Genomic DNA, 12,597 nt, shown 5'->3' on the forward strand with positions numbered 1-12,597 from the left:
CTTTCCGCGAACCGTCGTGCCGACGACCGGAAAGGACTTGGTGTGAACGACCGGGCCGAGACGTTGGAGTTCCAGGCCGAAGCGCGTCAGCTGCTCCGGCTGATGGTCCACTCGATCTACTCGAACAAGGACGTCTTCCTCCGCGAGTTGATCTCGAACGCCTCAGACGCGCTGGACAAGCTGCGCCTGACGTCGATGGTCGACAAGGATCTCGCCGTCGACACCGGCGACCTGCACATCACCATCGAGGTCGACCGGGACGCCCGCACCCTCACCGTGCGGGACAACGGCATCGGCATGAGCCGCGACGAGGTGGTCTCCGTCATCGGCACCATCGCCAAGTCCGGCACCGCGGAGCTGCTGCGGCAGCTGCGGGAGGCCAAGGACGCGGGCGCCTCGCAGGAGCTGATCGGTCAGTTCGGCGTCGGCTTCTACGCCGCGTTCATGGTGGCCGAGCGGGTCGAGCTGGTCACCCGGCGGGCCGGCGAGAGCGGCGGTACCCGCTGGGAGTCCACCGGCGAGGGCACCTACACCATCACCGAGCTGGACGACGCCCCGCAGGGCACGGCGGTGACCCTGCACCTCAAACCCGCCGACGCCGAGGACAACCTGCACGACTACACGGCCGAGTGGACGATCCGGGAGATCGTCAAGCGCTACTCCGACTTCATCGCCCATCCGATCCGGATGACCGTCGAGCGGCCCGGCTCCGACGACGCCCCCGCCACCACCGAGACGGTGACCCTCAACTCGATGAAGGCGCTGTGGGCCCGCCCACGCGGCGAGGTCGAGCCCGCCGAGTACCACGAGTTCTACAAGCACGTCAGCCACGACTGGGCGGACCCGCTGGAGACCATCCACATGCGGGGGGAGGGGACCTTCGAGTACGAGGCGCTGCTGTTCATCCCCACCCACGCGCCGCTGGACCTGTTCTCCCCTCAGGGCCGCCGGGGGGTGCAGCTCTACGTCAAGCGCGTGTTCATCATGGACGACTGCGACGCGCTGATGCCCAACTACCTGCGGTTCGTCAAGGGTGTGGTGGACGCCCACGACCTGTCGCTGAACATCTCCCGGGAGATCCTCCAGCAGGACCGGCAGATCCGCGCCGTCCGCCGTCGCCTGGTCAAGAAGATCCTCGCCACGGTCAAGGACCTCAAGACCGACCAGCCGGAGCGCTACCGCACCTTCTGGACCGAGTTCGGGCCGGTGGTCAAGGAAGGCCTGCTGGAGGACACCGACAACCAGGACACCCTGCTGGAGATCCTCTCGGTGGCCTCCACCAACGACCCGGCCGAGCAGACGGACCTGGCCGGCTACGTCGAGCGGATGCGCGAGGGCCAGCAGGACATCTACTACGCCACCGGCGAGAGCCGGACCACCATCGAGAACTCCCCGCACATGGAGGCGTTCCGCGCCAAGGGCTACGAGGTGCTGCTGCTCACCGACCCGGTCGACGAGGTCTGGGTCGAGCGGGTCGGCAGCTACGCGGGCAAGACGCTGCGTTCGGTCGCCAAGGGGCAGGTCGACCTGGACACCGAGCAGGAGCGCACCGAGGCCGAAGCCGAACGGGAGCGGCAGCGCACCGAGTACGCCGACCTGCTCGGCTGGATGGGCGAGGTGTTGGCCGACAACGTCAAGGAGGTCCGGCTGTCGTCGCGGCTGACCACCTCGCCGGCCTGCGTGGTCGGCGACGCGCACGACCTCACGCCCACCCTGGAGAAGATGTACCGCGCGATGGGGCAGGAGGTGCCGAAGGTCAAGCGGATCCTGGAGATCAACCCGACCCATCCGCTGGTCACCGGCCTGCGCAAGGCGCACGAGCAGGGCGCCACCGGCGACTCCCTGGCGGAGACCGCCGAGCTGCTCTACGGCACCGCGCTGCTCGCCGAGGGCGGCGACCTGGCCGACCCGGCGCGCTTCGCCCGGATCCTCGCCGACCGCCTCGCCCGCACCCTGTAGTCGCGCCCGATGTACGGGATCGGGTGACGTCGGAGCCCACTCGATCCCGTCAGCGGGCCGGCTCGGCGCGCAGTCGGCAAGGCCCACAACATGCCGTCGAGACGCGGGGCGGCGTCGGGTCTCGGCATCGGTCGGGGCGGCGGCTCAGCGGGTGAGGCCGGCGAGGGCGGTCAGCCGCGCCATGCCGGCCGGTGCGGGTCGGCCTCGGGCGATCTCCGCCAGCAGCGTACGCGCCGACGCCCGCCAACGGACCTCGGCCGGTGCCACCGCGTCGGCGGCGACCAGCATCCGGCCGGCCGCGAGCAGGTACGCCGTGCGGCGTCCACCGGGTAGGCATCCCGCTACTCGGCCGGCAGCCGCCGCCACCCGTCGCACCGGATCACCACCTCGTCCTGACATGGCCGAGACGAGGGAGACATTCGCCTGGTGAGTCACCGCAGTGCTGCGGCGAGTTCGGCGGCGTTGTCGAACGCGGATGCCGCTCTTTCGGATTCGTCCTCCGTGAGCGTGACGGACTTGGCGCGAGTCAGCATCTCGGCCGCAGCCGCCGGATCGTGCAGCACCATCGCGAGTTCGGCGCGGTAGACCAGGACCTCCACCTGCTCGACCGGGTCGTCGTCGGCTTGCGGTCGGGCCAACGCGCTGTCGAGGATTCGAACGGCCTGTCCGACGCTTCCTCTGGAATCGGCCTGCACAACAGCATTCGCCAGGGCCTTGGCCAGCCGCCCGGCCGGCATCGGCGTGGTGGCCGGCATCGGCGCGATGGCGGCGTCCCGGAAGACGCGGATCCAGTTGCCGCCCGGGTCGATGACGCTGAACCCGCCCAACCCGTCGGCGTTCTTCCGCGCCCGAGGCCGGGTCATCCGCGGCGTTCCGGACACCAGGACCTTGCCGTACGCGGCGCGCATGCCAGCGGCGAACGCCCCGTGCAGTCCCTCGATGTCGGCGGTGAGAACCAGACAGGAGCCATAGGACTGCTCCGGGTCGAACCCGGCGATCTCGAAGAACTGCAGCTGCAGGTCTTCCCGCTGCACCCCCACACACGCGTTGGGCCTGCGCTGCTTGTACGTGGTGCGGAAACCGAGAACTCCGTAGAAGGCTTCGATGTCAACAATGGACGCGCACGGCAGCAGGGGAACGGTCCGCTCGTTGGTCATGCCTCCTTCCTAGACGTCGTAGGGTGTCCATCGCCCATCGAAACAGCCGATCATCGCCGCCGGCCATCCGATCGGCTGATGACCCGAGAACGCAACATCGCCGCGCCGAGCCATCGGAGGCCGCCTCCCTGTCGGCCACACGACTCGCCAAGATCAGGCGTCGGGATCTGCCGCCGATCGGCCGTCCATTGGATAGCGGAGGTCAGCGGCGCTGGCATCCGGATCTAGCCGATGAGCGGATGTTCATGCTTGCTTCTCGGTTGCGGCGGTGAACTGGATGGTCCGGTTGCTGACCAGTTCGGGGCAGCGGACAGGAAGGTCGTGGCCGGCTTCTGGGACGGTTTCGGCGTGTGCGTTGGGGATCTGGGCCCGGATCTGGGCGGCCACGGCTTGGGCGGCGTACATCTGGCTTCTTTCGCCGAGCAGCGCCAGGGTCGGAGCAGTTACCCGGCGTAGCTCCTCGTCGGTGATTTCGGGCGGAGCGATGTGGCGGCGGCGGAAGCCAGTGCTGGCCCGTAGTAGGCGGACGAGGTCGTCGTCGAGCAAGGAGGCGTTGTGTAGCGCCCGTGCCGCGAGACGGCGAATCGGCGTGGGGCTGAACGCGGCGAGTCCGCCCAGCATGATCCAGGCGAGGAAACGGCCGTTGAGTCGGCCGAAGCCGGCGGGGTCGAGGAGCGTGATCGTATCGGTGTGGCCGGGCAGGTGCAGGTTGTACTGCAAGGCGACCCAGCCGCCGTGGGACATGCCGACCAGGTGGACGCGCTCAACGTCCAGGGCGGTGAGGGTCTCATGCAGCCAGTTGGCCCAGTCGCGCCCGTCGTGTAGTGGTCTCTCCTGCACTGAACATCCGGGTTCACCGACCGGATCGAGAACGATCACTTGCCGTGTCGCGGCGAACGGGCGTATGTAGCGATGCCAGGACAACGCGTTGCCGCCGGCTCCCGACAGCAGCACGAGCGGGACGCCTGCACTGCCGATCCGGTACGCCCTGGTAGAGCCGAAACTGGTCGCCACGTCGATCACGGTCGCCTCCGCTGGCCACCGCTGCCGACGCATGCCCTCGTACGCCCGCGCGAACCGCGCCTGAGCCTTGTCGCTGGTGAAGGTGCTGATTCCGGCAGCTGGCATGCTGTCACCACCTCGCTCGAATTTCTTGATACAAGCCGTGCCCAAACGTGTGGACCACGAGATACGCCGCCGGCAGATCGGGGAGGCGCTGTTGCGCATCGCCAGCGCCCGCGGCCTGCAGTCCGCCAGCATGCGTGAAGTGGCCGCCGAAGCCGGCGTCTCTCTCCGCCTGGTGCAGTACTACTTCCACACCAAAGAAGAGCTGCTACTCACCGCTTTGGGCTATCTCGGCGAACGGTTGGCCACCAGGGTGGAGAGCCACATCCGCGCCCTGGGACCGGTGACCCCCCGCAACGTCGTCTACGGCACACTCACCGCGATTCTGCCCACCGACGCCGAGAGCCTCGACCTGACGAGGGCCTACACCGGCTACTACACCTTGGTCTTCACCGACCCTGACCTCGCTACCCGGCACGGCGCCACCTACCCGGACAAGATCGAACGACTGCTCGCCGGGCAATTGACCACCGCGCAGCAGGCCGACCAGATCGACACCACGCTGAACCCGGCGACAATCGCCGCCGGACTCCTCGCCCTCACCAACGGCCTCGGCTCAAGCGTGCTCGGCGGGCAACGCGACGGCGCAGCCGCACTGCGTATTCTCACCGATCACATCGATCGGCTGTTCAAGCACGGACCAAACCGGCCGTAACACAAGCTCAAGCGCGACCTCAGCAGCCCACAGACCGATGGGTTGCTCACAAACGACACCCACTCTTGCCGTGGTGGTGCGCGCGAGCGGCAGCAGGAGTCGACCCCGCGTACGCTGCCGTGGTGCAGATCGACGTGGTTGCCCTGATTGTCGAGGAGTACGACCCGGCGATCGCGTTCTTCACCGACGTACTCGGCTTCGACCTCGTCGAGGATTACCCATCGCTGACCAATGACGGGCGGCCCAAGCGGTGGGTCGTCGTGCGGCCCCCGGGTGCCCAGACCGGGCTTCTGCTCGCCCGTGCCGACGGAGAACACCAGCGTGCCGCTGTCGGCAACCAGGTAGCCGGCCGGGTCGGGTTCTTCCTGCGCGTCGACGACTTCGACGCCGCTTACCGACGGATGACCGAGGCCGGTGTCACCTTCGTCCGGGAACCACGGACCGAGCCCTACGGCCGGGTCGCGGTCTTCCTCGACATCGCCGGCAACCGGTGGGACCTCCTCGGCGCAACCTGAGGTAAGTGCACACGTCAGCCGAATCGCCAAGATCAGACATCCTGATCTACCCCCGCCGTAGCGCTTGTGATCCAAGGGGGCGCCTGAGCAATCCTGCCTTCGGCGCGGTGCGGCTCACGGTCGCGGCGTGACTTCGGCTCGGCCGTAGCGGGCGAGGAAGGTGGCGGTCGCGGCGTCGGCCGTGGCGGTCAGGTCTTCCGATGGTGTGGCGTCGCCGCGCAGGGTGTGGTCGTTCAGGGCCGCGCCGAGCAACAGCCAGGTGAACTGCTGCGCCGCGACGGCCGGGTCGTCCACCCGGAGGCTGCCACGGCTGTCCAGCTCGGCGAAGGCGGCGGCGAGAGCGGCGATGTTGCGGTCCCAGCTCTCGGCGACGTAGCGGGCGGCCACCTCGGGGTGCCGGCCCGCCTCGGCCGCGACCAGCCGCCGCATGCGCAGCACACCCGGGCTGAGCACCGCCGCCTGCAGCGTGCGCCCGAAGCGGCCGAGCGCGGCCGGTAGGTTCTCCGAGGCGAGCAGTGCGTCGAGATGCGGCCGCATCGCGTCCCGTCCTTGGTCCGCCCAGTCGACGACCACCGCGGCGTAGAGGGCGTCCTTCGAAGGGTGCTGTGCATAGAGCGACGCCTTGGAAATGCGGGCCGCGGCGGCGACGGCATCCATGGTCGTAGCCGCGAACCCATGCTCCAGGAACAACTCGCGGGCGACGCCCAAAAGCTCGGCGCCGCGGCTGCCGCTGGGACGTCCACGCCGGCGTGCGGTTGACTCGGTGATGACCGGCCTCCAATTCAGTACTTGAGATTACTTTAATTCTCCTCCTATGATGGCCACAATAGGTACCGCAGGGTACTAAAAGGAGGTCAAGGCCATGGTCGTCGGAGGAATCCTGGTCGCGACGGTGGTCGCCTTCATCAGCAGCTTCGCGTTCTACTCGGTCGCACCTGCGGCGCCGGCCACAGCAAAGAGCCCACCCACGCGCCCTCAGGCGTGGCAGATCATCGCCGAGGTGCTCCGCAGCGCAGTCACGGCCACGCTGATTACCGGCCTGCTGATCGCCGGGGCTTGGTCGGGCCTGGCCGCTGGCGTGCTGCTCGGCTTGGCACTCTGGGCCCTGCCGGTCGTCCTGCTGACGGGCTCGGTCGTCTGGGAGAACGTCCCGGTTCGGGGCGCGGCCCTGCATGCCGCCGACTGGCTGATCAAGTTGCTCGCCATCGGCGCCATCGTCGGCGCCTTCGCCTAAACCGCTTCCCCGACGTCGGACCTACCCGAAAGGACCCGCCATGGCTGCCGGACCGCTCGACATCACCTTCACCGCGACCCTTGGCAAGATTAGCGAGGGTGACACCTGGACCTGCGTCAAGCTGCCCGGCTCGGCCGAGATCTTCGGCACCCGGGGCCTCGTCAAGGTCGCCGGCACCATGGACGGCGTGCCGTTCGAGGGCGCCTTCATGGCGCTCGGCGACGGCACGCACAAGTTGCCGGTCAACGGCGCCGTGCGCAAGGCGATCGGCAAGACCGACGGCGACGAGGTGGTCGTGCACCTGACGCAACGCCGGAACTAGGGACGCCTTCGTGCCCGCTGACAGGTCGCACGGAACCACGCATCCTCTTCTAGCCGCCGAGTTTGCGCGGCAGCCAGCAGAGGCTGTCCCGCATCGTAAGGCGCACGCTGCGCGCGCTCGTGCTGATGAGTGCGCGCTCGGCGGTCGGCGTTGGCATGATCGCTGCGTGATGCAACGCCGAACGGAGTCAGCGCGAGTGCTGCCGGGTGCCGAGGTGTTACTCGTGGGCCTGTTCTCGGCGAAGGACGCCGAGATCGACACCAAACTGGACCGTTTGGCCACCGCGGTGGAAGCGTACGGTGCGCGGGTCGTGGGCCGGCATGTTCAGCGCCGGGGTGTCTCACACGGCGGCGTGGACAAGATGGTGGCTCCGTTCTCGCGGCGGACCTTCGTGAGCGCGGGCAAGGCCCGCGAGGTCGCCGATGCGTGTCGGGCGAGGCAGGTCCGGGTGGTGGTGTTCGCGAACCCGCTGCCCATGAGGACACGCCCGAGAAGGGTTCAGTGTTGGTGCGGTCAGTGCGTTCGTTGCGCCACGAACACGTACTCCCGCCCGGGGCGGTCCGGGGCCTCGCGGACGTCGATGGTGGTGAAACCACTGGTCACCAGGGTCTGCTCAACCTCTGCTCGACTGCGGAACCTGAGGGTGGAGTCGGATTCCACCGAGAAGCCGTCGGAGGCGAAGGTGTACGTGTACCGGAAGGAGACATATGGCAGCGCGACCCTGGTGACTTCCATACGCCGTTCGACCTCACCGATGCCAGGAAGGTTTCGGGTGACAGGATCAGTGTCGAGGAGCCATTCCTCCCAGGCGCGGCGCTGCGGGCGTCTCGTCTCGAACACGAGGTGGCCGCCGTCGCGTAGCGCACCACGAATGCCCTGCAGTGTCGCGCTCCAGTCATCGTCGTCGAGAAAGACTTGAGCCACGTTGCCGGTCATGACCGCGATGTCAGCTGACAGCCGGGGGAGGGTCGTGGCATCCCCGTGGAGCCAGGTGACCGCCGCGGCGCCGGGTTTGGATACCGCCACGTCGAGGGAGGCGGCGGCGGGATCGACGCCGGTCACCTGTCGTCCGCTGCTCACCAGCAGGATGGCCAGGGACCCGGTACCGCATCCGACATCGAGCACGTGTCGGGCGTCGAACTCGTCGGCGATGCGAAGATATGCGTCGAGGTCTGCGCGGTCGCCATCGAACGCGTCGTAGACAGGCGCGAGGCGCGGATGGGCAAAGATGGCGTCGGGCATGGCACAGAACCGTAGCGCTGCGGAATGCCCGCGACCAGCAATAATCGAAGCGGTTGCGATACCGCTCATGCCGCAACGAACGCGGCGGTCTGATGTATTGCGTTACCGCTTCTGTGCTCGGTACTTCCGGAGCAGCGCGGTAATCCTGGCGTAGTCACGGGCGCCGTTCAGCTCGTTGAGCAACTCGTCTGGGCAGAGTTCATAAAGATCGCCCCACCACCGGCGAGCCCGGTTGTCCCAGATCCGGTAGCCGCCATCCACGCCCCTCGCCACGTACCTTCGCCTCGCCACCGGTGGCAAGCTATCGCACGTCGTCCGAATGGGCACCCGGGGGAGCCTTGACGGTTTGCGTACGGACCTTGCGTAACAGTTCAGGCAAGTGCAGGGATGTGACCGCGACCGGTGTGGCTGGGTAACGACGTTGACGTCCGCGGTCCTGATGCCGCTCGCGGACGGCGTGGATCATCGCCCCGCCAACGCTAGACCAGGCGTGAAATCGCGGGCCGTCGGGTACCACTGGCCGGCATGAGTGCGAGTGTGCTGGTGGATCCGGACCGGCCTGCGCCCACCGTGGCGGTGGGCACCGTCGCGGTCGTGGCCCACCGGAAGAAGAACCTCGGTGGGGGCCTGGACGAGCTGCGCGCCGCCCTGGTCGGCGCGGGTGTCGAGCAGCTGCTCTGGTACGAGGTGCCCAAGAGCCGTAAGGCGCCGAAGAAGGTCCGCAAGGCGCTCGACAGGGGTGCCGAACTGGTCTTCGTCTGGGGCGGCGACGGCATGGTCCAACGGTGCGCCGACACCCTCGCCGGGTCTCGCGTACCGATGGCGATCCTGCCGGCCGGTACCGCCAATCTGTTCGCCACCAACCTGGGCGTTCCCGAGGATCTGCGCGAGGCGGTCCGGATCGGTCTGCACGGTCAGCGGCGTCGGCTCGACCTGGGCAAGCTCAACGGTGAGCACTTCGCGGTGATGGCCGGTGCCGGTTTCGACGGTGACCTCATCCGGGAGGCCGACCGGGAGATGAAGGGGCGTCTCGGCCGGCTCGCCTACGTGTGGACCGGGCTGCGTCACGTGCGTGGCGAGCTGACCCGGACCCGGATCACCGTCGACGGTGCCCTCTGGTTCGACGGTGAGGCCAGTTGCGTGCTGTTCGGCAACGTCGGCACCATCACCGGCGGCATCCCCGCCTTCGACGACGCCCGCCCTGACAGCGGTTCGCTGGAGATCGGGGTCTCCACCGCCAGCGGTGCCGTCGACTGGGCCCGTACCCTCGGCAAGATGGCCACCGGCCGCTCCGAGGATTCCAAGTTCGTGCGGATCACCCGGGGCCGCAAGGTCAAGGTCCGTTTCGCCGAGCCGAAGACGTACGAGCTGGACGGCGGCGCCCGCAGCACGGCCCGGAAACTGAAGGTACGCGCCGTGCCCGCCGCCCTGACCGTGTGCTGCCCGGATCGGGACGACGAGGAGGCGCCGGCCGCGCCACAGTGAGCCGGGATGGCAGGTCGCCCGACCCGACCCGCCAGCGGCAGGACCACGCTCGGGCGAACGTGGTCCCGGGGTCCGGTGCAGGTCGCCGATCCGGTCATGCGGGACGGGGCCCCGGTCGCCGTGCATCCCCGCCGATGTCGGGCCGGTGTCGCCTCACATCCGCGATCTGAGCACGTCGAACTCGCAGCCTGGCGCCGACGGGTCGAAGCCGTGTTCGATCAACCAGCGGGACGCCAGCAGGCTGCGCAGCGACCACCAGGCCCGAATCACGTCCCGGTCGACGTCGGTGCCGTAGCCGGCCAGGAGATCGTCGAGTCGTTCCTCGTGCCCGAGGGTCAGGATGGCCAGGTCGTACAGCGCGTCGCCGGGTGCCGCCTCGGACCAGTCGATCACGCCGGTGACCTCGTCGCCGTCGGTGAAGATGTGGGTGATCTGCAGGTCGCCGTGCATGAACACCGGCGTCCACGGCCGAATCGCGGCCTCGGCGATCTCGCGGTTGCGGTCGACCAGGTCAGCCGGCAGGGCGCCGCTGTCGACGAGCCAGGCGCATTCGCGTTCGAGTTCCGCGTCCAGGCCGACGAGCTTCCTGCCGGTCCACGGCGGTGGTGGCGTGTCGTGCAGCGTCCGGATCACCGCGCCCGCCGCGGCCCACGCCGCCGGTGACGCGGGCGAGGGCTCGCCGAGACGACCGAGTGCCCGGCCGGGCACTGCGGCGATCGCGAGGACGGGCGGCTTGCGCCACCGGACCTCCGGGGTCGGAACGGGCGCCAGCCGCATCGCCTCGACCTCGACATCGATGCGCGCCTGGTCACTGTCGACCTTCAGGAACACATCACCGACCCGCAGGGTCGCGCGCTCACTGTGGGCGACGACGACCGTGACCTCATCCACACCGGTCATTATCGGGGTCGATCGGCGATGTCGCTGCGGGCGTCTGGACAAAGCAGCCGTGGAGCAGAGACCGGATTTGCCGCTGTCACTACAGTGTCCGCTGCCGGACACCGGTCTCAGGGCGTCGGAACGACGATCATCCGGGCCGCCGAGGAACTCGCGTTGCGACGCGGCCACCACCGGATCGGGATGGGTGTCGGCGAGGACAACTCCCGGGCGGGTGCGCTCTACCTGCGACTCGGATACCAGGACACCGGCTGCCGCTACCTCGACCGGTACCACTACATCGACGAGCGAGGAACCCGACACGAGGTCGCCGACCGCTGTCTGTTCCTGGTCAAGGAGCTTCGCGACGTTCCCGGTTGAGGGACTGCGGCTCAGTGGGTGGCGAGAGCCGTCAGCCGGGACAGCAGCTCCTTACGGATGTCCCGCTGGCCCTCGTCCTCGGTCCGCGACCATGGGCATGCCACATCGAACGCCACCACCCGGTCGGTCGCGAACAGCCGTGCGCAGGCGGCCAAGACGGCATCCGCCGACGGGCCGTCCGGCGCCGGGTAACGCAGACCGGGCACCGCGCCCGAGTCGATGACATCCACGTCGACGTGCAGGACCAGCGGACCGGACGGCACGGTGTCCGCGGAAACCTCGGGGACCGGAATCCGGCGGGTCGCGCTGCCGGCCAGATACTCGATCTCGGCGGGATCCAGGTCGCGCGCGTCGACCAACACCGTGCGCTCCGCCGGCACCGGCCGCAACCCGATCACGTCGGCGTACCGCTCCGGATGCGCACCGTTCAGCAGCCGCAACGCGAGACCCCCCAGGTAGCCCGATGTGCTCGTCTGCAAGGTGTGCACGTCACCGTGGGCGTCAAACCAGACAACCGCCGGGTCGACTCCCGCTACCTGCACCCCGGCGACGGTGCCGCCGGCGACCAGGCAGTCGCCGGAGACCACCACCGGCACGCGGCCAGCCGCCACCACCGGCGACACTGCCGCCGCAGTAGCGGAGCACACCCCCGCCATGTGTCGCCAGACGTCCCCGTCGCGTACCTGCGACCGAACATCGATGTCCGCCGCCACCGAGATCTCACCGTCCAGCAGCCGCTCATCTTGGTGGTACGGCACCAGGATCGTGGTCACGCCGCATCCTTTCGTCGAGGTCCACAGTCATCATTCACGGCTTGGACTTGTTATGGTCCCTCCAGGTCATGAGCGCCAGCGCGAAGCCCCGGCTCGCTGGCCGGCAACCCTCCGTCTCGTGGGTGGGGTGCCCCGGGTGATGACCCGGCCCGCTGCACGAAGCATCGGGCAAGCCGCGAACGGAGAGAGCATGCCATTTCCTGTGACGTGTGCCGCTGGCGTTCTCGAAGGCGACCTCGTTCGGCTGGAGCCGCTGGGTCACCGGCACGCCGCCGACCTGGCAGCCGTAGCCGAGGAGGACAGAGCCTCGTACCGGTTCACCTGGGTGCCTACCGCGGCCGAGGTCGGGAACTACATCGATGCGCAGCTGGCCCGGGCGGCGCAGCGGACGCTGTTGCCGTACGCGCAGGTGGCGAAGGCGAGTGGCCACGCCGTCGGTGCGACGGCCTACTGGGATCCCCGGCTCCTGCCAGATCGCGACGTGCTTTACGCGGTGGAGGTGGGTTTCACCTGGCTGGCGGCGTCGGCGCAGCGGACGGGACTGAACACGGAGGCGAAGTTCCTGCTTTTCGCCAACGCGTTCGAGGTGTGGAAAGTGGCCCGGGTCGACCTGAAGACGGATGCCCGCAACACGGTCTCCCGCATGGCAATCGAGCGTACGGGTGCGCGGTTCGAGGGTGTCCTACGACGCTGGTCGCGGTCTTGGGCGCCGGGCGAGGCGGGGCTGCTCCGAGACTCTGCCATGTACTCGATCATTGATTCGGAGTGGCCGGCCTGCCGGACAGCGCTACAGGCGCGGCTCGGGAGCCGGGAATGCAGGACGCGAGCATGCCCGCCCCCACCCAGCGGGGCCGTGCGGCCGACCGAGTGATG

At 68.7% G+C, this 12,597-nt stretch carries 16 protein-coding genes and 1 riboswitch; of the genes, 8 read left to right on the plus strand and 8 right to left on the minus strand.

Annotated features, from left to right (window positions below; translation table 11 throughout):
• The first annotated feature begins 42 nt into the window (after positions 1 to 42).
• Complete coding sequence (gene htpG / locus O7605_RS25775) at positions 43 to 1,959, plus strand: molecular chaperone HtpG (RefSeq protein WP_269741557.1); 1,917 nt, start codon at positions 43 to 45, stop codon at positions 1,957 to 1,959.
• Between the two features lie 144 nt (positions 1,960 to 2,103).
• Here the strand turns inward: htpG and O7605_RS25780 are convergent, their stop codons facing one another.
• From O7605_RS25780 to O7605_RS25790, 3 genes are all read right to left on the minus strand, one after another.
• Positions 2,104 to 2,334 carry a hypothetical protein gene (locus tag O7605_RS25780; protein WP_269741558.1) on the minus strand — a complete coding sequence of 77 codons (231 nt, stop codon included), beginning with the start codon at positions 2,332 to 2,334 and terminating at the stop codon, positions 2,104 to 2,106.
• Positions 2,335 to 2,390: 56 nt separating this feature from the next.
• A complete protein-coding gene (locus O7605_RS25785; protein WP_269741559.1) occupies positions 2,391 to 3,116 on the minus strand; it encodes a VOC family protein in 726 nt (241 codons plus the stop codon).
• A 243-nt stretch (positions 3,117 to 3,359) separates the two neighbouring features.
• Complete coding sequence (locus O7605_RS25790; RefSeq protein WP_269741560.1) at positions 3,360 to 4,244, minus strand: alpha/beta fold hydrolase; 885 nt, start codon at positions 4,242 to 4,244, stop codon at positions 3,360 to 3,362.
• Here O7605_RS25790 and O7605_RS25795 point away from each other — a divergent pair.
• Both O7605_RS25795 and O7605_RS25800 read left to right on the plus strand, forming a co-directional pair.
• Positions 4,216 to 4,896, plus strand: a complete 681-nt coding sequence (locus tag O7605_RS25795) for a TetR/AcrR family transcriptional regulator (protein WP_269741561.1) — start codon at positions 4,216 to 4,218, stop codon at positions 4,894 to 4,896. The two genes, O7605_RS25790 and O7605_RS25795, sit on opposite strands and share 29 nt — an antisense overlap.
• 119 nt (positions 4,897 to 5,015) lie before the next feature.
• Positions 5,016 to 5,411: a VOC family protein gene (locus tag O7605_RS25800; protein WP_269741562.1), complete on the plus strand. Its 396-nt coding sequence runs from the start codon at positions 5,016 to 5,018 to the stop codon at positions 5,409 to 5,411.
• 114 nt (positions 5,412 to 5,525) lie between these two features.
• Here the strand turns inward: O7605_RS25800 and O7605_RS25805 are convergent, their stop codons facing one another.
• Entirely contained in the window at positions 5,526 to 6,119 is a 594-nt protein-coding gene (locus tag O7605_RS25805; RefSeq protein ID WP_269741563.1) for a TetR/AcrR family transcriptional regulator, read from the minus strand.
• Between the two features lie 154 nt (positions 6,120 to 6,273).
• On the opposite strand from O7605_RS25805, the gene O7605_RS25810 reads away from it, so the two are divergent.
• The gene (locus tag O7605_RS25810; protein WP_269741564.1) at positions 6,274 to 6,645 is read left to right on the plus strand and encodes a DUF1761 domain-containing protein; all 372 of its coding nucleotides are present in this window, start codon (positions 6,274 to 6,276) and stop codon (positions 6,643 to 6,645) included.
• Positions 6,646 to 6,685: 40 nt separating this feature from the next.
• On the plus strand, positions 6,686 to 6,967 hold the full coding sequence (locus tag O7605_RS25815) for a DUF1905 domain-containing protein (protein ID WP_269741565.1): 282 nt from the start codon (positions 6,686 to 6,688) through the stop codon (positions 6,965 to 6,967).
• 513 nt (positions 6,968 to 7,480) lie between these two features.
• On the opposite strand, the gene O7605_RS25820 is transcribed toward O7605_RS25815, so the two are convergent.
• Positions 7,481 to 8,209: a class I SAM-dependent methyltransferase gene (locus O7605_RS25820; protein WP_269741566.1), complete on the minus strand. Its 729-nt coding sequence runs from the start codon at positions 8,207 to 8,209 to the stop codon at positions 7,481 to 7,483.
• Positions 8,210 to 8,311: 102 nt separating this feature from the next.
• Positions 8,312 to 8,500, minus strand: a complete 189-nt coding sequence (locus O7605_RS25825) for a hypothetical protein (protein WP_269741567.1) — start codon at positions 8,498 to 8,500, stop codon at positions 8,312 to 8,314.
• Between the two features lie 234 nt (positions 8,501 to 8,734).
• On the opposite strand from O7605_RS25825, the gene O7605_RS25830 reads away from it, so the two are divergent.
• Complete coding sequence (locus tag O7605_RS25830; protein ID WP_269741568.1) at positions 8,735 to 9,694, plus strand: diacylglycerol/lipid kinase family protein; 960 nt, start codon at positions 8,735 to 8,737, stop codon at positions 9,692 to 9,694.
• A gap of 153 nt (positions 9,695 to 9,847) precedes the next feature.
• Here O7605_RS25830 and O7605_RS25835 read toward each other — a convergent pair whose 3' ends face one another.
• On the minus strand, positions 9,848 to 10,594 hold the full coding sequence (locus tag O7605_RS25835; RefSeq protein ID WP_269741569.1) for a phosphotransferase family protein: 747 nt from the start codon (positions 10,592 to 10,594) through the stop codon (positions 9,848 to 9,850).
• 84 nt (positions 10,595 to 10,678) lie between these two features.
• Between O7605_RS25835 and O7605_RS25840 the strand changes: the two genes are divergently transcribed.
• Positions 10,679 to 10,951: a GNAT family N-acetyltransferase gene (locus O7605_RS25840; protein ID WP_332317151.1), complete on the plus strand. Its 273-nt coding sequence runs from the start codon at positions 10,679 to 10,681 to the stop codon at positions 10,949 to 10,951.
• 11 nt (positions 10,952 to 10,962) lie between these two features.
• Here the strand turns inward: O7605_RS25840 and O7605_RS25845 are convergent, their stop codons facing one another.
• Positions 10,963 to 11,724: an arginase family protein gene (locus O7605_RS25845; protein WP_269741571.1), complete on the minus strand. Its 762-nt coding sequence runs from the start codon at positions 11,722 to 11,724 to the stop codon at positions 10,963 to 10,965.
• 64 nt (positions 11,725 to 11,788) lie between these two features.
• Positions 11,789 to 11,905, plus strand: a riboswitch (SAM riboswitch).
• A 9-nt stretch (positions 11,906 to 11,914) separates the two neighbouring features.
• On the opposite strand from O7605_RS25845, the gene O7605_RS25850 reads away from it, so the two are divergent.
• The gene (locus O7605_RS25850; RefSeq protein WP_269741572.1) at positions 11,915 to 12,595 is read left to right on the plus strand and encodes a GNAT family N-acetyltransferase; all 681 of its coding nucleotides are present in this window, start codon (positions 11,915 to 11,917) and stop codon (positions 12,593 to 12,595) included.
• Positions 12,596 to 12,597: the final 2 nt, after the last annotated feature.

The organism is Verrucosispora sp. WMMA2121 (assembly GCF_027460185.1).
Classification (GTDB): Bacteria; Actinomycetota; Actinomycetes; order Mycobacteriales; family Micromonosporaceae; genus Micromonospora; species Micromonospora palythoicola.

Bases quoted from the DNA above. Each gene is read 5' to 3' on its own strand.
- O7605_RS25810 (WP_269741564.1), top strand. From the start codon at position 6,274: ATGGTCGTCGGAGGAATCCTGGTCGCGACGGTGGTCGCCTTCATCAGC.
- O7605_RS25850 (WP_269741572.1), top strand. From the start codon at position 11,915: ATGCCATTTCCTGTGACGTGTGCCGCTGGCGTTCTCGAAGGCGACCTC.
- O7605_RS25835 (WP_269741569.1), bottom strand. From the start codon at position 10,594: ATGACCGGTGTGGATGAGGTCACGGTCGTCGTCGCCCACAGTGAGCGC.
- O7605_RS25830 (WP_269741568.1), top strand. From the start codon at position 8,735: ATGAGTGCGAGTGTGCTGGTGGATCCGGACCGGCCTGCGCCCACCGTG.
- O7605_RS25790 (WP_269741560.1), bottom strand. From the start codon at position 4,244: ATGCCAGCTGCCGGAATCAGCACCTTCACCAGCGACAAGGCTCAGGCG.
- O7605_RS25820 (WP_269741566.1), bottom strand. From the start codon at position 8,209: ATGCCCGACGCCATCTTTGCCCATCCGCGCCTCGCGCCTGTCTACGAC.
- O7605_RS25815 (WP_269741565.1), top strand. From the start codon at position 6,686: ATGGCTGCCGGACCGCTCGACATCACCTTCACCGCGACCCTTGGCAAG.
- O7605_RS25785 (WP_269741559.1), bottom strand. From the start codon at position 3,116: ATGACCAACGAGCGGACCGTTCCCCTGCTGCCGTGCGCGTCCATTGTT.